21 protein-coding genes and 1 tRNA gene are annotated in these 21,654 nt (G+C 37.4%); 6 read left to right on the top strand and 16 right to left on the bottom strand.

From position 1 onward, the window contains the following. Positions 1–9: 9 nt before the first annotated feature. Both EKM63_RS09050 and glyA read left to right on the top strand, forming a co-directional pair. Entirely contained in the window at positions 10–822 is an 813-nt protein-coding gene (locus EKM63_RS09050; protein ID WP_125705880.1) for a DNA/RNA non-specific endonuclease, read from the top strand. Positions 823–826: 4 nt separating this feature from the next. Next, entirely contained in the window at positions 827–2,056 is a 1,230-nt protein-coding gene (glyA, locus tag EKM63_RS09045) for a serine hydroxymethyltransferase (RefSeq protein WP_125705877.1), read from the top strand. Positions 2,057–2,102: 46 nt separating this feature from the next. Here the strand turns inward: glyA and yjeM are convergent, their stop codons facing one another. The 3 genes from yjeM to EKM63_RS09030 are packed head-to-tail and all read right to left on the bottom strand — an operon-like array spanning position 2,103 to position 5,407. Then, complete coding sequence (gene yjeM, locus EKM63_RS09040) at positions 2,103–3,614, bottom strand: glutamate/gamma-aminobutyrate family transporter YjeM (RefSeq protein ID WP_125705875.1); 1,512 nt, start codon at positions 3,612–3,614, stop codon at positions 2,103–2,105. Positions 3,615–3,643: 29 nt separating this feature from the next. After that, positions 3,644–5,074 (bottom strand): C69 family dipeptidase, encoded by a 1,431-nt coding sequence (locus tag EKM63_RS09035; RefSeq protein WP_125705873.1) that lies wholly within the window; start codon positions 5,072–5,074, stop codon positions 3,644–3,646. Positions 5,075–5,083: 9 nt separating this feature from the next. Then, the gene (locus EKM63_RS09030) at positions 5,084–5,407 is read right to left on the bottom strand and encodes a heavy metal-binding domain-containing protein (RefSeq protein WP_125705871.1); all 324 of its coding nucleotides are present in this window, start codon (positions 5,405–5,407) and stop codon (positions 5,084–5,086) included. A gap of 126 nt (positions 5,408–5,533) precedes the next feature. On the opposite strand from EKM63_RS09030, the gene EKM63_RS09025 reads away from it, so the two are divergent. Further along, a tRNA-Gln gene (locus EKM63_RS09025) sits at positions 5,534–5,605 on the top strand. A gap of 136 nt (positions 5,606–5,741) precedes the next feature. Here EKM63_RS09025 and grdD read toward each other — a convergent pair. From grdD to EKM63_RS08975, 10 genes are all read right to left on the bottom strand, one after another. Next, entirely contained in the window at positions 5,742–6,899 is a 1,158-nt protein-coding gene (gene grdD / locus EKM63_RS09020; RefSeq protein ID WP_125705870.1) for a glycine/sarcosine/betaine reductase complex component C subunit alpha, read from the bottom strand. 30 nt (positions 6,900–6,929) lie between these two features. Next, positions 6,930–8,471 (bottom strand): glycine/sarcosine/betaine reductase complex component C subunit beta, encoded by a 1,542-nt coding sequence (gene grdC / locus EKM63_RS09015; RefSeq protein ID WP_125705868.1) that lies wholly within the window; start codon positions 8,469–8,471, stop codon positions 6,930–6,932. Between the two features lie 108 nt (positions 8,472–8,579). Beyond that, the gene (gene grdB / locus EKM63_RS09010) at positions 8,580–9,875 is read right to left on the bottom strand and encodes a glycine reductase complex selenoprotein B (protein ID WP_125705866.1); all 1,296 of its coding nucleotides are present in this window, start codon (positions 9,873–9,875) and stop codon (positions 8,580–8,582) included. Between the two features lie 42 nt (positions 9,876–9,917). Beyond that, a complete protein-coding gene (gene grdA, locus EKM63_RS09005; RefSeq protein ID WP_125705864.1) occupies positions 9,918–10,367 on the bottom strand; it encodes a glycine/sarcosine/betaine reductase complex selenoprotein A in 450 nt (149 codons plus the stop codon). Between the two features lie 49 nt (positions 10,368–10,416). Next, positions 10,417–11,706, bottom strand: coding sequence for a glycine/sarcosine/betaine reductase component B subunit (locus EKM63_RS09000; RefSeq protein ID WP_125705862.1), 1,290 nt, complete (start codon positions 11,704–11,706; stop codon positions 10,417–10,419). A gap of 42 nt (positions 11,707–11,748) precedes the next feature. Then, positions 11,749–12,084, bottom strand: a complete 336-nt coding sequence (locus EKM63_RS08995; protein ID WP_125705860.1) for a thioredoxin family protein — start codon at positions 12,082–12,084, stop codon at positions 11,749–11,751. Positions 12,085–12,204: 120 nt separating this feature from the next. After that, positions 12,205–13,449 carry an FAD-dependent oxidoreductase gene (locus EKM63_RS08990; RefSeq protein WP_125705859.1) on the bottom strand — a complete coding sequence of 415 codons (1,245 nt, stop codon included), beginning with the start codon at positions 13,447–13,449 and terminating at the stop codon, positions 12,205–12,207. A 45-nt stretch (positions 13,450–13,494) separates the two neighbouring features. Next, positions 13,495–13,881, bottom strand: coding sequence for a GrdX family protein (locus EKM63_RS08985; protein ID WP_125705856.1), 387 nt, complete (start codon positions 13,879–13,881; stop codon positions 13,495–13,497). A gap of 457 nt (positions 13,882–14,338) precedes the next feature. Continuing rightward, the gene (locus tag EKM63_RS08980) at positions 14,339–15,694 is read right to left on the bottom strand and encodes an APC family permease (protein WP_125705854.1); all 1,356 of its coding nucleotides are present in this window, start codon (positions 15,692–15,694) and stop codon (positions 14,339–14,341) included. 415 nt (positions 15,695–16,109) lie between these two features. Continuing rightward, a complete protein-coding gene (locus tag EKM63_RS08975; protein WP_125705852.1) occupies positions 16,110–16,526 on the bottom strand; it encodes a nucleoside 2-deoxyribosyltransferase in 417 nt (138 codons plus the stop codon). Positions 16,527–16,628: 102 nt separating this feature from the next. On the opposite strand from EKM63_RS08975, the gene EKM63_RS08970 reads away from it, so the two are divergent. Together EKM63_RS08970 and EKM63_RS08965 are read left to right on the top strand one after the other, a co-directional pair. Continuing rightward, positions 16,629–16,952, top strand: coding sequence for an ArsR/SmtB family transcription factor (locus EKM63_RS08970; protein WP_125705850.1), 324 nt, complete (start codon positions 16,629–16,631; stop codon positions 16,950–16,952). Next, the gene (locus EKM63_RS08965; protein ID WP_125705848.1) at positions 16,942–17,559 is read left to right on the top strand and encodes a cation transporter; all 618 of its coding nucleotides are present in this window, start codon (positions 16,942–16,944) and stop codon (positions 17,557–17,559) included. Before EKM63_RS08970 ends, EKM63_RS08965 begins: the two co-directional genes overlap by 11 nt. A gap of 47 nt (positions 17,560–17,606) precedes the next feature. On the opposite strand, the gene EKM63_RS08960 is transcribed toward EKM63_RS08965, so the two are convergent. Both EKM63_RS08960 and EKM63_RS08955 read right to left on the bottom strand, forming a co-directional pair. Next, positions 17,607–18,242 carry a hypothetical protein gene (locus EKM63_RS08960; protein WP_125705846.1) on the bottom strand — a complete coding sequence of 212 codons (636 nt, stop codon included), beginning with the start codon at positions 18,240–18,242 and terminating at the stop codon, positions 17,607–17,609. A gap of 162 nt (positions 18,243–18,404) precedes the next feature. Beyond that, entirely contained in the window at positions 18,405–19,358 is a 954-nt protein-coding gene (locus EKM63_RS08955; protein ID WP_125705844.1) for an aldo/keto reductase, read from the bottom strand. 108 nt (positions 19,359–19,466) lie between these two features. Here EKM63_RS08955 and EKM63_RS08950 point away from each other — a divergent pair, with 108 nt between their 5' ends. Further along, complete coding sequence (locus tag EKM63_RS08950; RefSeq protein ID WP_125705842.1) at positions 19,467–20,177, top strand: alpha/beta family hydrolase; 711 nt, start codon at positions 19,467–19,469, stop codon at positions 20,175–20,177. A 294-nt stretch (positions 20,178–20,471) separates the two neighbouring features. Here the strand turns inward: EKM63_RS08950 and EKM63_RS08945 are convergent, their stop codons facing one another. Then, positions 20,472–21,653: an NADH-dependent flavin oxidoreductase gene (locus EKM63_RS08945; RefSeq protein WP_125705840.1), complete on the bottom strand. Its 1,182-nt coding sequence runs from the start codon at positions 21,651–21,653 to the stop codon at positions 20,472–20,474. Position 21,654: the final 1 nt, after the last annotated feature.

Genomic DNA, 21,654 nt, shown 5'->3' with positions numbered 1-21,654 from the left:
ATTAAATTTATGTATATGTTATTACTGATAATTTTGGGCGTCATTGTTTTGTTTACCACCTTCATGATCAAGCCTAAGAAAAGGATCCATCATCGACTAGTCACATTAGGACTAGTATTGATAATTGCTGGGGGTACCGGAGTTTACGAAACGTATCAGGGCAATATAGATAATGGTGACAATCCAAGGCAAGCTACCAAGACCAATGCTAATTCGTCCTCGCAACTTGCTAATCTCAATTACAACGGTCATCAAGAAATTGAAGTAAACAATAACAACCCAACTTTTTCAAAAAAAGACTTAAGTATTGCATCTGGCGCATGGCAGAGTTTTGCCGATTTAGACAATTTCAACCGTGCCATTGAGGCAGATGCACTCTTGAATCGCAGCCTTATGCCAACTGAAAAAAGAGAGCCATTATACGTCAATCCTACTGGCTGGAGAAACAAACGTATTCCAGGTGGCTGGTTATACAACCGCTCCCATTTGATTGGTTTCCAACTTTCAGGTCAAAATAACAATCCAAAAAATTTGATGACTGCAACAAGGTCATTGAATTCACCTGAAATGCTAAAACACGAGAATGACATTGCCTACTATCTAAAACAAAACCCAAATAATTTCATTAGATATCGTGTACAACCCATTTACCGAAACAACGAGCTAGTTGCTAGAGGGGTACAGATGATGGCAGAGTCACTCGACTCACAAGGTAATAGTGATGGTCAAGTAAAGTTTAATGTATACATTTTTAATGTTGAGAAAGGCGTAACAATCAATTATGCTGATGGTACAAGTGTAGTTAATAATAACAAGGAGTGATTCGATGAAGTACAGTAATGGTGATAAAGAAGTTTTTGATTTAATTCAAAAGGAAGAAGATCGTCAAAACCGCAATATCGAACTTATTGCATCAGAAAATATTGTTTCCGATGACGTTAGAAAGGCTCAAGGTTCAGTGTTGACTAACAAATATGCTGAAGGTTATCCTGGCCGTCGCTACTATGGTGGATGTGAAATTATCGACCAAATCGAAACGATTGCAATCGACCGTGCTAAAAAATTATTCAATGCGGAATATGTAAATGTTCAACCTCACTCAGGCTCACAAGCTAATGCTGCCGCTTACCAGGCTGTTTTAAAACCAGGTGACGTAGTATTAGGTATGGACTTAAACGCTGGTGGACACTTAACACATGGCTCCAAAGTTAACTTCTCAGGTAAGATGTACCAATTCCATTCATATGGAGTAAATGCCGAAGGATTCATCGATTATGATGAAGTTCAAAAGATTGCTCAAGAAGTACAACCAAAGCTTATTGTTGCAGGTGCTTCAGCCTACAGTAGAACTATTGATTTCAAAAAATTCCGTGCAATCGCTGACTCAGTAAATGCCCTATTGATGGTAGATATGGCCCATATTGCTGGATTAGCTGCTGTTGGACTACATCCCACTCCAATCGGTGTTGCCGATATCGTCACAACAACTACACATAAAACACTCCGTGGACCTCGTGGTGGTATGATTTTTGCTAAACCAGAACTTGGCAAGAAGATCAATTCTGCTATTTTCCCTGGAACACAAGGTGGACCTTTGGAACACGTTATTGCTGCAAAAGCTGTTGCATTTGGCGAAGACCTTCAACCAGAATTCAAGACTTACATCGCTCAAGTTATGAAGAATGCTCAAGCAATGTCAGAAGTTATCAACAATGCAGAAAACCTTTCTGTTTTAACTGGTGGAACCGACAACCACTTGTTGAACGTGGTACTTACAGAAACTGATATGAACGGTATGGAAGTTCAAAACTTGCTTGACACGATTCACATCACAACCAACAAAGAAGCTATTCCTAATGATCCATTGCCACCAAAATACACATCTGGCTTACGTTTAGGAACTCCTGCAATCACTTCTCGTGGATTCGATGAAGATGATTGTCGTGAAGTTGCTTCAATCATTGTAGATGCTATCAAGTATCATGATGATGCCGACAAATTAAAAGAATTGGATGCACGTACAAAAGCTTTAACTGACAAACATCCTATCAAATAAACTAGATATCAAAAAAGACCTCCAAAAATTTGGAGGTCTTTTAATTTTATAAATTCTTATTTCTAGTACGTCTAGCGTAATTACCATAAAGAATCAAGGCAATGGCTCCGAAAGCAACTGGTCCAATAATAGTCCAGAATGCATCCATCCAAGCATGTTCAATAATTGGTTCGATCAACGTAAAGATAATTGCGAATAATACAACCAAGAATACAAGTATCGATGTCGCCCACATCATCTTTTTATTCTTAAAGAAGACATATGGTTTCTCGATATCATTGTTCAAATTGAAGAACGGATATGCACCAACAAGGAACAAATAAGGAACTGAAGTGGAAACATTAGCCATCAAGGTCAATATTTGATACAAGTTTTTAGAATTTCTACCACCGAAGAAATCAACGGCAAGAATGATCACAATAACAAAGGCAGCTTGCATCCACATTGCGTTAGATGGCATACCTTTTTTATTCAATTTAGTAACACGTTCTGGCCAGAAATCCTTGGGAGTACCAAGAATAAATGACTTTAAAGGTGAATAAATCAAAACAAAGAATGAACCCATATAGAGAATAAACATGTCTAATCCGGTAAATCTTGCCAACCACTCTCCAAGAGTGATTGCTGCGGATGAACTCATTCCAATATGTGTACCAAATGTATAACCCAAATTACTCATCATGACATAAGTAATGTTACCAAGGTTAACTCCTTCCTTTCCGATAACAGAATGCCAGTTGGCACTAATACCCCAGAAAAGAATCGTCAGTGAATAAAGAACGGCGATAATTCCAGCAGAAATCAAGATACCACGTGGGAAATCACGTTTAGGATTCTTCATACTGTCGGTAACTCCACCCATTGATTCCAATCCACCGTATGCAAAGATTGCATAAACAATGAAGGAAACCATCCCTAGTGGTGAAGCAAAGACCGGATTAGCAGACTTGATAAAGGTGTTAGCACCAGTAACAGGTTCTGCCATGTGGAATCCAGATAAGAAGATCATAGCAATACTTAATACGAAAAATAGAATATTCAAGGCAATCATCATTGTTCCACCTAATGATGAGATCTTTGATATTTTATCCATACCACGTGTGGCTGTGAATGTAACAAATAAAATCCATAATACGGCTAAAAGACCAATAGTCTGAGTAGAACTCAAGCTACCTAAGTGCCAAGTTTGAGTTGTGTCATGTCCAGCAAAGAATGTCGACATTGGGATCCAAACTTTTGAAGAAGTTGAGACTAGCCAAACTTCCCAAGAAGCTAACCAGATAAAAGTACCAGTGAAAGCTAATTTTGCTCCAACGGCACCTTCGATCCAAGAGTAAATTCCACCCTTTGCTTCATGAAAGGCTGAACCATATTCAGCCATCATAAATCCAACTGGTAGGAAGAAAAATACTGCAGCAAATAAATACCAAATAATACTAGCCAATCCCATTTGTGCATACGCAACAGTTGTATTGGCAAATCCATATACAGACGTGAAAATCATCATGATCAATCCGAACATTGTGATGGTTTTCTTCGTCGAATTACCCTCGTTCATTATAAAAGTTCCCCTATTTCCTCAATAAATTACAAATTCATATCCGTCTTAAAATTCAATGGCGAAAAATCTGTTGAATCAGTGATAAGTTGTGCAATCAATTCTTTGTATCCGTCTAAAGCAATATGTGCCATATCATTAGATGCCTTTGTCAAAAATTCTGGCAACTCTTCATCTGTTTTGCCCAGAGCTTTGATATCGCCGTCCCTCAACTTCTTACGAAGTGAAATGTTGATATCTTTTTGTTTGTTCTGGAACATTTGACCAAGTTCTTGATAATGGCTATCCAATAAAACTCCAGCCAACTTGTAAGTCCAGTAAGCAGACTTATCATCGTATGGAAGTCCACCAATCTTGTATTCCTCGGGCGTATCTGTGATTCCCATGTAGAATGGAACATAAACACTTTGAGATGCCACACCCATGGCAAGCCAATGGATACAAGCAATCTCGGGTTTCAAATCAGGTCTGATCTGTAATACATGTGATTCTTGAGTTTTGGCCAAACTTATTGGACGATAACGTTTGTTGTTCTCTCCCTCATTCAAAGGATCAAATTCAGTCTTCTGAAAATGTGAACTCAAGTAATACTGTGCATCGTCAATACTCAACAGTCTATTAGCACGTTTGATAAATGACAGATCCTGACTTTCAGGACTCTCATCCGTCTTACCAGAAAACTCCTGTTGTCCCCACCAAACTCGCGGTGTGCTATAAATAGCATCCGACATATCGTGAGTACCAAAAATATTTCTAAAACTAAATTTATCTCGATCAGGATTCAAGTTATAATCATTCACAAATTCTTGAATGTCCGACTTAAATAGAAAATTCTTAGGGTCATTGAAATTAATATCTTGGATTGCTAATTGGTTAGCTACGACCGCATAACAATCATCAGGAATACGTTGAGCGACCCAATAATGGCCAGAACCATTTTCAAAATACCAGACTTCATTTTGGTCAGCAAAAAGAACGCCATTAGTCTCATTAGTACCATGTTTTTCAATGATACTACCAAGTCTCATGACACCTTCGCGAGCAGTTTTTACATATGGCAAAACCACAGTGACCATAGCTTCTTCGCCGATACCATTTTCGACCAACGGATCAACGCCAAGCACACGTTGGTTAGAATATGCACTCTCAGTTGCACTCATTGCCACACCATATTCGTTGAATCCATCTTCTTCAAAAAGGCCCTCTTTGTCAGTCCATTCTGGAGTTGCGGAATACTTGTAACGAGTCCGTGGAAGTTTGATTTCAAAACCATTATCGTTAGAAACGTATTTCTGTGGTTCTTCAAAAGTCTCGTAGGGATGTACTACATAATGTTTAGGCCAAGAAGCCTTGGCATCCTCATTACGACCAATAATAGTTGAACCACCGATAGTCGCCTTTTTACCTATTAAAATACTTGTACAAGCTGACAAAGTATTTTTATTATAATTTAGAGCCATAATATCACCTTACTTAAATTTTACAGCTGTGCCATATGCGGCCACAGTTTCCATATCTTGACTGATAGAGTCAGAATCAAAACGCATCATAACGACCGCATCAGCACCCATTTCACTGGCATTTTTGCGTAAACGATCAATTGCAATATCACGAGCTTCAGAAAGAAGTTCAGTGTAAGCTTTGATTTCTCCACCAACAATATTTTTCAAACCAGCTCCAATGTTTCGTACAACGTTTTTAGACTGAGTAGTCAATCCAAAAACTTCACCAATAATCTCGTATTCCTTACCAGGAATAAGTTCAGTGGTAGTAACTAAAATTTGATTTTCCATTCCATCACCTCATTAGAGTTTATTCATCTATTTAATACGATAACATATAAAGTTGTTATAAAATCATTCTTTAAATAGAATTAAACTTGACATAATCTATTATTTTGTATAAAGTTTTCATGTTAATGGGCAATCGCCAAACGGTAAGGCAGCGGACTCTGAATCCGCAATTTGTAGGTTCGAACCCTACTTGCCCAATGAATAGCTTATCATTACCATTAGAAAAGGCTGATTTCGGTTTTCATTCCGACATCAGCTTTTTTGATTTAATCAGATATTTTCAAAAACACAAAAAAATATCGTCTGCTTTCTGCAAACGATATTTTTTGTTTGTCTAAAGATAATCTGCAGCTTTAAGAACTTCACGTGCATGATCTTCATCATCGGGAGCAACCATAACTACTGGCCCAGTACATCCCATACCACTTGTGGCATAGATGTCTGCTTTCCATAATTCTGTTACGGCTTCTTCCAATACGAGGATATCAATTCCTAAAATTGCTTCTGAAACAGCCTTTTTAGCTGGTTCTTTCACTTCTTCAGCTGAATCGTTTTTCTTAGGGGCAGCCACTAAACTATCTAGTACATCTGACAGTCCAGCTTTTTCTGCTGCGTTGTATTCGTCATCGACTTTGTCGACCAAATTACCTTTGACACATCTACCGGCATAACTCAATGCGCCCGCAATGACGTTAGCACCTGAAGCACGACTGATAATGTTGATGATCTTGTCATAACCTTTACCAGCACCAGGTCCATATCCTTCTCCAACTGATTCATAACTTCCACCAGTTAAGAATGAACTCATTACTTTCGTAACAATATTACCTGTCAAACTATCCATGACCATAATGTCTGGAACGCCTTGAAGTAAATCGTTACCACGCATCTCAATTCCACCGTCAGCACGATGACTTTCAGTAAATTTGATGTTATAGCCTTTTTCTTGCAATTTTTTCAGTGATTTTTCAACTTGATGAGCACCATCAATATTTAGGATACCCACAGTTGGTTCTGAAATACCATTTGCCTTAGCCACTGCAATTCCGGAGATCGCATTTTTGACCATGGCGCTGGTTCTCTCCATATCTGAAGTTCCGGTGGTATTAGCAATGAACATTGCCTTCCCAGTCCCAGGAGTTATTGAACGTCCAACTGTTGAAACTCCGATTGGAAATGTGTAGTGCATTGTTACGGCAGCATCTAACTTGCCGTCGGCTAGCAACTCATCCATTTTATCGTGTGCATTCTCGGGATCAGTCGCAGCAACAGTTTCAAGTTTCGTGTCAGTCAATGTACCAATGACTACAACTTCAATGGAGGGATCATTAGCTTGAGCCAGTTCGGCACCACGAAGAACTTCTTCTTCACCATGCTCACTACCAAGTAATGTGACACCAACACGTGGTCTGGAACCAAAATTACCATCTTCTAGACCTTGGGCAATTTCATCAAACACATCTGCAATAGTGTTTTGTACATTATTTTCCATTATTTCTCCCCCCTTTAGGATGGTTTATATTTATTTTAATGAGTCAGCAAATTTCTTCATTGATTCGGCGATCATTTGACGAACTTCGTCTTTATCTACACCCTTGTCATCATCAACTTTTCCATCATTTGCTTCAACAATAAATGAAATACCATCGAAGAGGTTTGTTAATCTTCCTAAGAACAAACTACCTTTACCAATGATCATTGTACGGTGAATCTCTCCACTTTCGATCATTTCAATTGCATGTCCTAAGAATGGAATACCAGAAGGAATGTGTCCTTGAGTTGGAGCAAAACCAGGCATACCGATATTTTCAACAACTTGATTCATTTCATCCCTAGCAAAAATTTTCTTCATGACACCTAGGGCAGCAATCATCTTGTAATTGGCCATAGGAATATCACCTGCACCAGCTGGTACAGTAATTTCTGGATTTTGCATTTCAGCAGAATATACATCAACATCTTTGATAGACATACCAGCATGTTCAAGCGGATCGGCTACAATTGCTTGCATGATTGCTTGAGGTGCAGCACCACTACCAATTTTGTGTTTACCAACAACATCTGTACGAATGATTGGTGATTTGCCATCGTTTTCACCAACGTGAACAGCAAATGCACCTAAACAATCTTCGAGAAGTGGTAGACCTTTCTTAACATGGTCTTTACCATTCATTCCCAATTTAGCTGATGAACCACCAGCAAGAACGACGATATTTGAATATACTCCGGCTTGGACTAGAGCAGCTGCTTCAACCATTGAATGAGCAGGTGCAGCACAGAAACTACGTGTATCTGAACCAGTAGCGTTGACACATCCACAAATTTCACCGATAGATTTAGCATAGTTACCACCGGCACGTTGGAACATGTCACCACAACCCTCTTCACTACATTCGATCAAGTAGTCAACACCGTCAGGTTTAATATCGTTTTTAGCAAATAATTCAGCCAATGCATAAGCACCAGAAGCTTTACTTACTAAGTTTTCGAACATAACGTCACTTGTTAAAGCAGCATCAAATTCATGAGCCCTCTTCAAGCATCCAACAAGTTTGTTATTCAAGTACAATGGTTTGGCATCTTTGTCAGCAATCAAAGCTTCGATCTCATCGATTTTTGCTGGATTTTCAGTTAATTTATCTAGAGTTACCCAATATTTCCCAATAACAGGATCATCGTTCAATTTCTTGGCAACCTCTTTTTGATAGCTTTCTTCCAAAACTACCAATTCAAACATATCAACAGCTTTCATACAGCCATAGAAAAGATCCTCTGACATCATTGAGCCGAACTTACCTTCTGTTGAAGCATCCTTTAGTGGATGTTCGTACCACGGTTGTTCAATATTTCTCAACTCACGTGGATGAATGTTACCGATAAAAGCTTGATTAGGACCATATGCTACAGCATCGTCAAATGAACGTAAATGATCTGGAATAGCCTTTAAATAATCTGAATCTGGACTATTTCTCATTTCAGTTTCTTGCAATTTACCCTCATGTACCAAAATATCTGGTGTATGAACTAATGTATAAGCGGTTCCTTTAAGTACTGGAAAAGTCATACTTTGCACCCCCAAAATAATTATTTGGAACAAAATTTCATAAAATTTCTAAAAAAATAGGAGTCGAAAATAGTTTTCGGCTCCTAGTTGAAACTCTCGAGCTCCCTACTAGTCAAATACTGTTTGTTCAGTAACAGGTGTTTCAAGTGCTTTAAGAGCTTTTCTCACTAGTTTTCTACGCAATTCTTTTTCTTCCTTAGGATCCAATTCTGGATTTCCAAGTGGATAAGGGATTGCAACTGTAGGAACAATTCTGTTAGCTCCAACAGTCTTAGAAATAGGAACAATTGTACACATATGGACAATAGGTAGTCCAGTGGCTTCAATTGCTTTAACCATCGTTGCACCGCAACGAGTACAAGTTCCTCAAGTGGATGTAAGAATAACAGCATCTACGCCGTCTTCTTTTAATTGTGCTGCAATTTCTGTACCAAATTTCTTTGCATTGGCTACAGATGTACCATTACCAACGGTAGCGTACCAATATGGATGTAATGATCCGATTTCTCCGTTAGCAAGCATTTCTTTAATCACGTCGACCGGTAGAACACGATCCAAGTCTTCATTTGCGTAGACTGGGTCGTAACCACCGTGAGCTGTTTCACCGTTTTCTGGTGTAAAGTCATCAATGTTTTCCAAACTGTATTTACCATATTTAGAAGCACTTGATGATTCAATATGATCTGGATTTCCTTTCGGTACCGGACCACCAGAAGATACCAAAGCTATTCTTGCCTTTGTAATATCTTTTACGGCTGGAGCTGGATCAACACGGTCGAAGGTAGGCATTGGATATTCAGTTGTGAATTCCTTGCCTTGAATTTTATTAACTAGCATTTCAATAGCACGTTTAGATCCACGTTCTTGCCTGAATACATTAACTCGGAGACCTTTTGGCATATAGCCTGTGATTTCTGTCTTTCCATCAAGCACTTGTTTTACAACTGCTGTCATATCTGGAATGGCATGTCTCATCGTAGCAGCACTGTTACCAACTTCTACGAAGTAACCGAATTTTCTGTAAAGTTCAAATCCAGGATTTTCTGGGTACATACCACCAACAACTGGAATATGTAAATTTTGATCAACCAGTTTGGCTACTGCACCAGCCGCAACACCGTAACGACCAGCATTAAAACTTGGTCCTACGATTACTAAATCTGGATCGTAACTCTTAATCATTTCAAGAACGGTTTCTGATGCTTCTGCTTCATTTTCGTTAAAGTAGCTATCCCCACAGATGACTGTACCAACGATATCCGCTACATCAGCAAGTTGACCTTTGAAAGCCATACCAGGTCCAACAACACCGTCTCTTTTTTCAGGCTTTACTTCCGCCTTCTCTTCACCACCGATCCCGGCAAAGAATTGGTTTATGTAATGCACAATTCTTTTCTTGGTCATATTTTTTCCTCCTTCTTAAAAGGTTTGGGAAGTAGTGATATTTTATCCACGATATTCTTGTACTTCTTTGATGATAGCGTCTTTATCCAAGACCATTTCCATCATTGATATTTGTTCTTCATATACTGCAGGATCTACTTCATCCTTTAGTTCAAACATGTGATACGCTTTGAGTCCTAACTGGACTCCTGCTAATGGACCAGCAAATGTTGGATCACCAGTTGATACGGTTTCGGCAGCTAAACCACAAGCTTCTGCTTCTCCACCACCTAATACTACTAATAGGTCGTCTTTTCCGTATTTGTCTGTAAGATCTTTAATTCTTTGCTGATTTTCCAGGTCCATAGCTCCCGCGCTCGTTCAAACGAAGCATTCAGTTGTTGAAAATACAACTTCTGCGCCCGCTGATTTTACACAAGCCTCGATAGCCATACCAGGAATTCCATCACGGTCGCCTAAAATGGCGATCTTTTTGTTTTCAAGAATGCCCATAATGCTCTCTCCTTCAATTTTATTAAATTATGTTTACTAACTTCGATTTCTAAACTGTTTTAGCTGATAGGTTGAAGTAACCAGTTTCATTTGTTGAACCAGTGATTACTTGAAGTTCTGCTTCGATGCTTCCATCTTCATGCAAACTTCCATCCCAAGCACCAGCAATAATGTTGGCAACTTCTGGATGCCCAATAACTGTGTCCATAACTGGAAGGTCAATAACTTGGTTGGCATTTCCGGCTGTAACAACAGCATCACCTTTAGGTGTTGAATCAGCTAATGATTGACTGGCACCATCTTGTCCAGCATACTCATCAGTTACAAGAACTGTCTTGATACCTTTACCTTCAAGGTTATTACAGTTCATAACCAAGTCGGCATCAGGGTTACCAAATCCTTCTTCTGAGATTACTGCGGCGTCAGCGCCAAGCATTTCAACTAGTTTAGCGGTCATACTTGATGAACGTTTCTTATCTTGTAATGTTACGTTCTCATTGGTAATGACACATCCGATAAAGTTAATATCTTTACCATGTTTACTGTACAAATCCTCAATAATAGGACTGTTTAAATGCACGATCGATGGGTTCTTATCACAAGCTGAAACACAGTTACCACTTGTAATAGCCCCATCAAATACTTCTGTTGGATACATGAATGTAGGAACGATCTTCTTTGCATCTGCTCCGTAATAGAATGTATTGTGCATCAATCCTTGTGTTTGTAATGCATATACATAAACTACTTTTGGTAGATCAGGATATTGTTCAACTTGTTGAAGTAATGGTTTTGTTTCATAAACCTTTGTTTCATCAGGTTTGATATCTCTTCCTGCTTCACCAAGGTACTTAGCAGCTCTAAAACCAGCTAAACGAAGAACTTCTTCGTGTTCATGTTGTTTAACATTGTCAAGTGGTTCCAATTTCAAAACAATATTATTTGTCTTTGAGAATGGTGTGTATTTTGCACCTTCACCACTCATGTCAATAATACCTTCTTGGAATCCAACAATCTTACCAGTTGTAACTACGGCAGCACCTTTTAGTACATTTGTGACACCTGAACCAACTTGGTCAACTCCGCCGATGATTCCTGGGAATAGATCCCCTTCACCTTCGACTTTGACACGTGGCTCAATAACATCTTTAACAGGAATGATACGAGTCTTGTCTCCAGGTTTTGCTAAGTAAGCATCTAGAGATTTGATTCTTTCGTCTCCACCAATAGCAGTTTCGATCAACTCATCTTTGTTAACGATCAATGTGCCATCTTTAACTTCGGTCTTGTCACCGAAAGCAATATCGTTAATAAGGATATTGCCAACTTCTAATCGCATAATATCCCTCCATTTCTCACAAAAATTCGGTACAGAAACTGCTTAGTGAACTGTTAATTCATCAAGTTTTTCAGTTACAGCAGCCATTCCTTTGTCCTCCAAGATTTCCTTGTCGAGAGTAGCAACCTTCTCACCATCTTTGTAGAACAAGTATGCAGGAATTCCCATAACCTTTTGTTTCATTGCTGTTCTCATGTTGCCTGTTGTGTCGAATGCATAGAATGTTGCGTCGTCAGATTTTTCGTCTGCCAATTTTTCAACATCTGGCATTAATGCCATACATGGTACACATTTAGGGCTGAAGAAATCGATCATAATCAATCCCTTAGAGTCTGCAATTGTTGATTCTAGGTTTTCTTTTGTTAAATGCTCCATCATAATTTTCGCCTCCCTTCCTATTTCTTATCTTTGAAATTTAATCCCTAATAATCCCTAACTAAATTTCAAAGATAAAAAATCTAGATTACTCTAAATTTTTTATCGCCAAAGCCGACACGGTTAGGCTTTAACTGAATCTTTCAATAAATTCTCTACTGCTTCACTGGTAATATTATTTGCTCCTTCAATTCGAGCAACATCTTTACCATTCTTGAACAATACGATTGTTGGAATTTCAGTAACATTGTATTGTGTAGCTGTCTTTTTGGCTCTATATGTATCAAGTTTTACTAGTCCAACTGTATCGTTCTTTTCTTCAACAACACCATCTACGATGGCAATTGGATCAATACTCTCTGATACTTGTGGTGCCCAGAATGCTAGAATAACTGGTTTTTCATTACTTACATCGAGGACATCATTTTGAAGGGTCTCAAGCTCCAATAGATATTTTTCTGCGGCAGATGAGGCAACAGCTCCATCAGCAGCTGCTGTAACAACTTGACGTAGATATGTTTCCCTTGCATCACCAACGCCGTATACACCAGGAACATTTGTCTCCATCATTTGATTAGTGACCATGTATCCTTTTTCATCTAATTCAACTTTGCCTTTAAGGAAATCTGTATGAGGATCAGTACCGATAAAGATAAATACACCATTTGTTGCATAATCTGATAATTCACCAGTATTAATATTCTTGAGAACAACTTTATCAACTAGACCGTCACCAGCAATTTCTTCAATCGTTGAATTCCAAACCCATTTGAGTTTAGGATTCTTCATTGCCTTTTCAGCACTAGCCTTGTTGCAATCTAGATTTCCTTCTTCATGGATAACAATTACAGTTACTGTTGCAGCAAATTTTGTAAGATACATTGCTTCTTCAATAGCTGCATCACCATTACCAACAACACAAACGTCCAAATCAACGAAGAAATCCGCGTCACAAGTTGCACAATAACTTACACCTTTACCACGCAACTCTTCTTCACCTTTAACGTTGATCTTGCTTGGTGTAGCTCCTGGAGATAGAATAACCACTTTTGACTCATATGAATCGCCTTGTTGTGTATGGACCTTCTTGATTGGTCCTGTAAAATCTACTTCATCAACTGTGCCTTTGAAAAACTCTGTTCCAAATGATTTAGCATGGTCTGCAAACTTCTTCATGATTCCAGGACCAGTAGTTCCATCATAGAAACCGGGATAGTTTTCCATTTCGTCTGTCGTTGCTGCTTGACCACCTGGTTCAGCATTCTTGTCCAATACTGCTGTCTTCAATTTCGAACGACTTCCGTAAATACCTGCTGCTAATCCTCCAGGCCCAGCACCGATAATTAAAAGATCATATAACTCAGACATAAAACTTTTCCTCCAATACACAAAATATCTAACTATCTAACAAGTCTATTCGTGATATTCATCGGGCAAACTGTCCATGGCAGAATCTAGTAGATCCAAATCAATTACTTGAAAATCCTCTAGGGTACTTTCATTGTACGGACGAGCTCTTGGTGGGAACTTTTTAAGAACTTGTGTGGAACCCTCGATCAACTTCAGTGAAAACATATCAAGGCTTCCTTTACGATTACTCAAAACCAAGCTCTTATAAGGACTTTGATTTGGTTTAATACTTCCTGCCAACGGGTGATTTATCAAATTAGCTCCGAGATGAATGGAATCTCTTGCATTTGAAAACACAGTCGCAACAGTTAAGTTCTTATCAAATTCTGTTATTTCTGGATACTTTTTCTCAACCATTGGATTATTCGTTAATATATGAAAATTAGCCATTCTTCAGAACCTCTTTGTTCATTTTTTCACTTTACCCTTCACTTGAAATATAACGTAATAATGCGCTTCTTGCAAGCGGTTTCGGTAATTAAATATCGAAATTATTTTTCTGAATATCACTATGTTAATGAAAAAATTAAAAATAATGAACTTTATCATTTAATGCGAATTAATATAAAATATTTTGAATTGTCACTTAAATGTAAATCTTTTTAAGAACTTAATTTTCTTATTTTTGACTAAGACTAAAATTATTATTCAGATTAGCTTTTACTATTTTCAAAATTTTGAATCCGAGCAATTTTTAATTTTATGTTATTCCACAATTTTTGATCATATGTTCCCTAATTTAAATTACATATCATAATGTATAATTTTCATATTGGAATCATTCCAAAATGTAAAATAACGTTGTTTTTCCTAATTTGTGATAATTTTCACTTATTAGTGCAAAAAATTAATAAATTACATGTGATTTTGAATAAGCAAAATATAATACTAATCCGATTGCCAACCAACCGATGTACTTGATCCAAGCTGAAGCTGGCAAGTTAAACAACAGAAGTAAACAAACTAGTGCTGATAAAATCGGAATAACTACACCGAAAGGAACTTTAAATGAACGTTTCAGCTCTGGGTGTTGTTTTCTTAAAAGTAATACCGCTAACGATATTATAAAGAAAATACATAATGATCCAACATTAGCAAAAGTTGCTAGATTCTTAATGTCCAGGAACCCTGCACAAACTGCTGTGGTAATTCCGATCAACCATAATGACCTGTTAGGTGTTTGGGTTTTGGAATTCAGTTTGCTAAAGATTGGTGGTAAGAATCCACCACGACTCATTGACATGGCAATGTTAGATGATGCATAGATAAATGCTAAAATAACTGCCAATATACCAAGTATTGCACCAGCAGACACAATTTGCGCTACTATAGGATGTTTGATGGTGATCAATACGAATGACATTGCTTCGGGAACATTGAGGAGATTGTATTGGACGTCCCCTGTCATGACTAAACTAACAATAATGTAAAGCACTGTGGATATCGTTAGAGAAGCTATGATAGCGATCGGTAAATTCTTTTGGACGTGTTTGCAATCCTCGGCAGAAGTTGCTAAAGCATCAAATCCTAAGAAGGAGAAGAATACTGTAGAAGCTCCTGTGAAGATCCCTTTTACTCCGTATGGTAAAAATGGTTTCCAATTTGAGGATTTAACACTAAATGCCCCAACGATTACAAATAAGATAATGATTCCAATTTTTACCAAAACGAGCACATTATTAACAACTTTACTTTCACTCATTCCTCTTGTTAGTAATAACGTTATTAATAATACAATCAAAACAGCTGGTAAATTGACTAATCCCCCGGTAAATGGAGACTGCGTTAAACTATGCGGTAGATTTATACCAATTTCTCTTAGAAATGATGCAACATATCCGGTCCATCCATTTGCAACGGTTGCGGTCGTTGTAATATAGACTCCGAGCAATGTCCATCCTGAGAAAAAGGCGATCTGTTCACCCATTGTTATCCATGAATAAACGTAAGCACTACCTGAACTTGGGATAGTGGTCGTTAATTCCGAATAACATAATCCGATCAATGCACTAGCTAGGGCAGCTATCAAGAATGAAAATACTACCCCCGGACCTGCGTCCGTGGCTGCAACGATTCCTGTTAAAACAAGAATCCCTGTACCAATAATAGCTCCGACACCCATAATAGTTAGATCGAATAATCCTAACGTTTTGGGCTTGTCATTGCCTGCACACATTAAATCGTCAATCGCTTTTCGTCGCATAATACCTCGCTCCAAGATTTTTAGATATATTTGTAACCGCTTTCATCGTACCACAAAATATTCGATCTGAAACAAGAAATTAAAATCTTTGTGAATTTTCTAACGTACTTTTATTTTTTTCTATTCATTTAACAAATGATACTTATCTTTATTTTGATTAAAGCTTTCTATGAATAATTTTGATTAATCAGCTAATAATCAGATTGATCAAATAAAAAAAGTGGTGCTATAAGCTGTAATATCAGCATTATAGTGACCACTATCTAATTATTAGTTGTTCACACATTTAATTAGCAAAACATTAAAACGATGATATATTATTTAATCAAAATAACCTTTCAATAAAGTTTGTGAATGATTTCTCAATCTTTGAACTTTTTAAATATTTTTTTGATGCGTTTTTATTCCAGGAATATTATAAATAATTTTGTACTTTTTCACCCAAAATATGTCGTGCTTCTTCGATACTAGAATAATAATTTATGTCTTTAAAATATTCTGTACCATTTATCATCGCCGATAATTTAGTTCGCTTATTATGTAAAATCAAAACTGGCTTATTTATTTTTTCTGCATAGGCTAATTCATAACCTACTCCCAAACTTGGATTCGATGTTTCAGCAATTACTAAGTCAGCTTCCTTCATCCAATCAATATCTCTTTTACGAATCTCAGCATCACTTAATTCTGTTTGTCCATCAACTGATAAATCTTTGTCCCCAATATGCTTGGTTAAAACTTCATTATTTTGATTTAAATACTCTATGAGTTCCCGATATATCTCAACGTTTTCTCGCCCACCACGTATAGATCCAGAAAAGTATATTTTCATATGATTACCTCTCTTATTAATGATAACTTAAACTTGCTTTATTGTTTATATATGTTAAATTATTCATATGAAATATATTACATATGAAAGGCAGAACATATAATGGCTCTCAAAATGATTGATTCTAAATTATTGGATGAATCCGAAAAAATAATGAAGATGCTATCAAATCCAGTCAGATTTCAAATGCTCAACCTTCTGGAACAGAAAAAGATGAGTGTTAGTGAATTAACAAATGTGCTCGACCTGGAGCAGTCAGCGGTATCCCATCAATTGGCCTTACTCCGCGAATACCAACTTGTTAGTGCTACTCGAGAAGGAAAATCAAATTATTATCAGCTAGATGATCCGCACATTCTTGATGTTATCAACGAGACACTTGAGCATGCTGATCACGTATTGCGAGGTAAAAAACATGGTGAATAATACAGAATTAACTAAACAAGGATTAACCACAGAATACTTTTCGCTCGCTTGGATGATATTCGAATTTGCGGTCGGATTCTCATCTGGTCTTGCTGCGGGTTCCATATTGCTGATTGCTTTCGGATTAGACAGTTTTCTTGAAATAATCTCTGGAAGTACTTTGATTTGGCGACTGAGAAAAGAAGCCAACGGCGCCCCATCTGCGGAAATTATTCATGCCGAAAAAAAATCATCCCTAATTGTGGGAACTATTCTTATACTATTAGGGATATACGTAACATTTGTATCATTATTTAACTTATTTGCTCATACAGCAGCAGATACTAGTGTTTCGGGGATTTCCATCGCCATTGCATCCGTCGTCTTAATGCCAATTTTAGCTGTTCGCAAACGACATATTGGTAAGGCAATGCACTCAGATGCTTTAGTAGAGGACGGCATGTGTAATATAACTTGCGCATACATGGCTGGGACCGTCTTGATCGGTTCATTATTGACCGCCTTGTTCAACCTCTGGTGGGTCGACTCTGTCGCAGCATTAGTCTTAGTTTATTTTATCGTGTCAGAAGGAATTGAATCACTACAAAATGGATTGAAGAAAGAATAAAAAAAGTGGGTTTGAAGTTTTATCTTCAAGCTCACTTTTTTCGTGTTTCAATACATACCATTAATTTTTAATACTTTCATTTTGTATAGTAAATTTATATTAGCCCAGACAACCAAAATCCAAACAATAAAGTAAAATGGCAACATTATTAGAACTTGAATGAATACTTCTGACTTTAAGAAAAGTACAAGCGCCCATATTAAAACTATGTATGCAATAGGAAAAACGATGTATGCTTCCCTTTTAACGTGCACAAACGGATTATGATTTTTTTTCAAGTCATAATCAATTCCGTATTCCTTTTCCATAGCAACCAAAATTTTATGCAACTCTGCTTTATCAGTAATATCACGTATTTTACCAGCTCTTTCAAGTGTCCGCTCCATATACAATTGCATTAGTATAGTTGAAATAATTGTCATGCCCACTGCAATAATCAAGTTGGTTACTATATCAGCTCTGTTAATAAGAGGTTCCATTCGTGTGCTTGCGCTTTCTATTTCCTTAGAAAATGACGATAACAACAGAGGCGATGAGCTAAGTGCTCCACAGACAACTATCACTAAAGCTGCCATTAAACTCAATTTCTCAGGCTTCTTGTACAAAGAAAAAGAATTATTTTTGGAATCATACATTAATCTTTCGTTCTCATACTCAAATATGAAGTTTCTAAAAAGCATCATTTTATTCTATTTTCCCATTTGATTTTATTCATTATGTCCCCGTCATTTACATAAAAATTATTATAACAATAAATTCAAACGTTATTCATGGAATTTAAAAATAGTTATAATTGAAACAAAAAAAATCGTCTAATCCTATTAAGATTAGGCGTTTTTTTGATGTTATGGTAAATCATTTCCGGCAGAAAAGTAAACATCGTACCACTCTTGTTTAGTCAACTCGACATTTGATCCATCAGCACTATCTTTAATATGCTCTGAATTCATTGTTCCAATGACAACTTGCATCTTTGCTGGATGTCTTAATATCCAAGCTGTTGCTATAGCATTTTTACTTACCTTATATTTATCTGCCAATTCTTGCAGCTTCTTATTTAATTCTGGGAATTTATCATTTCCAATAAATGTTCCTTCAAACATCCCGTATTGGAATGGTGACCATGTTTGGATTGTTATTCCCTTTCTTCTTGAGAATTCCAAGATTCCACCATCATGATCGATTGAACGTGGATCGGTCATATTGGCATGAATACCAGAATCGACCATGCCTGTATGCATAATGCTAAATTGTAATTGATTGATCAATAGTTTTTGGTCAACTGCTTCTTGCATTAACATAAACTGTTGAGTATTAAAATTTGAAACACCAAAGTGACGTACCTTACCAGCAGTTTGTAATTCATCAAATGCTGCAGCAACTTCCTCAGGTTCCATCAATGGATCTGGACGATGTAGTAAGAACGAGTCCAAATAATCAACTTGCATTCTTTCCAAGATTCCATCAACGGCATCTATCAAATGATCTTTCGAGAAATCGTATCGCTTTCCAAAAACAAAACTACCGTGACTTCTTTCTTTATCGAAAACAATTCCACCTTTGGATTGAATAAATAGTTTATCACGTGAAATTCCGGATTCCTTAAGAGCTTTACCAAAGACAGTTTCAGAATTACCCATTCCATAAATATCAGCAGAATCTATGTAGTTGATACCACTGTCATATGCAGCTTCAATAGTTTTAACGGCATCAGGAACAGAAAGAGCCTCCATACGCATGATACCCAAAGCAACAGCAGAAGCTTTCCAATTAGAGTTACCCATTTTAATTTGTTTCATCAAACGACCTCTTTTCTATATTTAAAGCATAAAACCTTGATGTATCCGAGTCCATAATTATACAAAAATAATTGTAGTAAACTATTAATAACGATTATGGAGGAAAATATGAAGAAAACAACCAAATGGATAATTTCGATATTGATCGTAATCATCCTTATAGGCATAACATTCGGAATAGTAAAAAGTAAAGAATATCAACCTTCAACGTCAGCAATAAATGCTGCAAAAACCAGCACAATGATAGGAAGCACTACCGAATTTAAAGGGAATCCAACAAAACCAAGAATAATATTCTATCCAGGGGCTCTAGTGGAACCAAAAAGTTATAGCATCTGGGCAAAACAAATAGCCCATGCAGGCTACTCAGTATACATAGTAAGATTTCCACTAGACATGGCAGTACTAAACGCCAACGCAGCCAAAAAGGTTCAAAACAATAAAGACTACATAATCGGTGGCCACTCCCTAGGAGGAACCATGGCAGCCAGATACGCACATAACAACACAAAACATCTAAAAGGAGTATTCTTCTTAGCCAGTTATCCCGAGAAAAAAGGAAATCTAAGACACTCATCAGCCCCAGTCCTATCGATCACTGGAACAAAAGACGGAGTGTTGGACCAAAAGAATTATAAAACTTCCAAAAAACACTTACCAAAAACAACAGATTTCGAAGAAATAAAAGGCGGAAATCACGCCGGATTCGGAAGCTATGGCAAACAAAAAGGTGATAATAAAGCCAATATTTCCAATAAGCAACAACAGAACAAAGTTGCGAAGCTTATAATAAATTGGCTGAAAAACAAAGTGAAATAAAAAAGGTAAACAAAAGATGGTACAAACAAGTATAGTGTTTGCACCATCTTTAATATTTAACAAATTTCAAAACAACGTCCCCAAAAACAAAATACATGTTGAATGTTTTGTTCAGATGTAGAAAGGAAAACGATTTGGGCCAAGAGGTGAAGTTCCTCTTTGTGTACGAAGTACACAAAGAGGAAGACTCAGCTTTGAAATGATTGCGACTTTTGCAATTAGTTCAAAGTGATGTCCACCTCGTCACGGCCCGAAAAATCGTTTTCCTTTCGGAATCGGCAGTGAACACACCGCTTAGGCACCCTCATGTGGAGCTAACTTATCAACATACAAGTTGGGATCATAATCAGGTTGATTAGAAACATGCATAGCAGCCTGCAAACGAACCATCAAGAAGTCCCACATCGAAGGAGTAATCTCCAACTCATCCAAATCAGATAACGAAATAGTATATCTAATACTATCCTCATCATCATTTTCAACCTTTTGGACCCAGTTAGGTTCACGAAGCAACTCACGTCCAATGGCAACGAAATCGATACCATCATCAGTAACTTTAGCGGCCTCTTCAGGAGTCTCAACAGAACCTACAGAAATCAATGGTAGACGACCATTAACTTGTTTCTTGATTTTTTCGATAAGAGGTTCCTTATCAGATTTGTCATTTAATGAAGTTCTCCAAACATATCCCATTGAAATGTGTAAGTAATCGATTGGTTGATCAGCTAAAACATCAATGAATTTCAAAGTATCGGCAATTCTGATACCAGGATTCTCGATCTCTTCAGGAGAAATTCTATAACCAACAATAAATGATTTGTCAGCGTATTTCTCAACAGCATCATGTACACTCTTGATTACAGCTAGGCCAAATTTCATGCGGTCATCAACATCGCCACCCCATTTGTCTGTTCTGCGGTTTGAATGTGGTGAGAAGAATTGTTGTAACAAGTAAGTATTGGCACCATGTAATTCAACACCGTCAAATCCTGCTTCAATGGCACGACGAGTTGCTTCACCAAAGTCGACGATTGTTTGATCAACTTCAGCTTCGGTCAAAGCACGTGGTGTTTCAGCATTTGGACGTTCAGCTGCGACTGCACTTGCACTAACAGTTTGTGTACCACGTAAAACAGTCGAGTTGGACATACGACCGGCTGAGAAGATTTGTAGAATGGCTTTAGTACCATTTTCCTTCATCGTTGCTGCCATCTTCTTCAAGCCTGGTAAATACTTGTCGTCAGCAATTGAAAGTTCACCCTCGAATCCCTTACCTTCATTGTTAACATTGGCAACTGGAGAGATAAACATCCCCACACCACCAGTTCTTAATTTGAAGTAAGCAAGTTCATTATCGCTAATGAATCCATCCTCAAAAGCTGATACTTCGGTCATTGGTGGAATTACGACTCTATTTTTAACAGTTACACCATTCTTAAATGTATATGGTTTTAGAAAACTATATTTTTCTGACATA

It is taken from the genome of Companilactobacillus mishanensis (assembly GCF_003946505.1).
In the GTDB taxonomy this organism is placed as follows: Bacteria; Bacillota; Bacilli; order Lactobacillales; family Lactobacillaceae; genus Companilactobacillus; species Companilactobacillus mishanensis.
This window is presented reverse-complemented; position numbering and strand designations above follow the sequence as displayed.

Bases quoted from the DNA above. Each gene is read 5' to 3' on its own strand.
- EKM63_RS09050 (WP_125705880.1), top strand. From the start codon at position 10: ATGTATATGTTATTACTGATAATTTTGGGCGTCATTGTTTTGTTTACC.
- glyA (WP_125705877.1), top strand. From the start codon at position 827: ATGAAGTACAGTAATGGTGATAAAGAAGTTTTTGATTTAATTCAAAAG.
- yjeM (WP_125705875.1), bottom strand. From the start codon at position 3,614: ATGAACGAGGGTAATTCGACGAAGAAAACCATCACAATGTTCGGATTG.
- EKM63_RS09035 (WP_125705873.1), bottom strand. From the start codon at position 5,074: ATGGCTCTAAATTATAATAAAAATACTTTGTCAGCTTGTACAAGTATT.
- EKM63_RS09030 (WP_125705871.1), bottom strand. From the start codon at position 5,407: ATGGAAAATCAAATTTTAGTTACTACCACTGAACTTATTCCTGGTAAG.
- grdD (WP_125705870.1), bottom strand. From the start codon at position 6,899: ATGGAAAATAATGTACAAAACACTATTGCAGATGTGTTTGATGAAATT.
- grdC (WP_125705868.1), bottom strand. From the start codon at position 8,471: ATGACTTTTCCAGTACTTAAAGGAACCGCTTATACATTAGTTCATACA.
- EKM63_RS09000 (WP_125705862.1), bottom strand. From the start codon at position 11,706: ATGCGATTAGAAGTTGGCAATATCCTTATTAACGATATTGCTTTCGGT.
- EKM63_RS08995 (WP_125705860.1), bottom strand. From the start codon at position 12,084: ATGATGGAGCATTTAACAAAAGAAAACCTAGAATCAACAATTGCAGAC.
- EKM63_RS08990 (WP_125705859.1), bottom strand. From the start codon at position 13,449: ATGTCTGAGTTATATGATCTTTTAATTATCGGTGCTGGGCCTGGAGGA.
- EKM63_RS08985 (WP_125705856.1), bottom strand. From the start codon at position 13,881: ATGGCTAATTTTCATATATTAACGAATAATCCAATGGTTGAGAAAAAG.
- EKM63_RS08980 (WP_125705854.1), bottom strand. From the start codon at position 15,694: ATGCGACGAAAAGCGATTGACGATTTAATGTGTGCAGGCAATGACAAG.
- EKM63_RS08975 (WP_125705852.1), bottom strand. From the start codon at position 16,526: ATGAAAATATACTTTTCTGGATCTATACGTGGTGGGCGAGAAAACGTT.
- EKM63_RS08970 (WP_125705850.1), top strand. From the start codon at position 16,629: ATGGCTCTCAAAATGATTGATTCTAAATTATTGGATGAATCCGAAAAA.
- EKM63_RS08965 (WP_125705848.1), top strand. From the start codon at position 16,942: ATGGTGAATAATACAGAATTAACTAAACAAGGATTAACCACAGAATAC.
- EKM63_RS08960 (WP_125705846.1), bottom strand. From the start codon at position 18,242: ATGATGCTTTTTAGAAACTTCATATTTGAGTATGAGAACGAAAGATTA.
- EKM63_RS08955 (WP_125705844.1), bottom strand. From the start codon at position 19,358: ATGAAACAAATTAAAATGGGTAACTCTAATTGGAAAGCTTCTGCTGTT.
- EKM63_RS08950 (WP_125705842.1), top strand. From the start codon at position 19,467: ATGAAGAAAACAACCAAATGGATAATTTCGATATTGATCGTAATCATC.
- EKM63_RS08945 (WP_125705840.1), bottom strand. From the start codon at position 21,653: ATGTCAGAAAAATATAGTTTTCTAAAACCATATACATTTAAGAATGGT.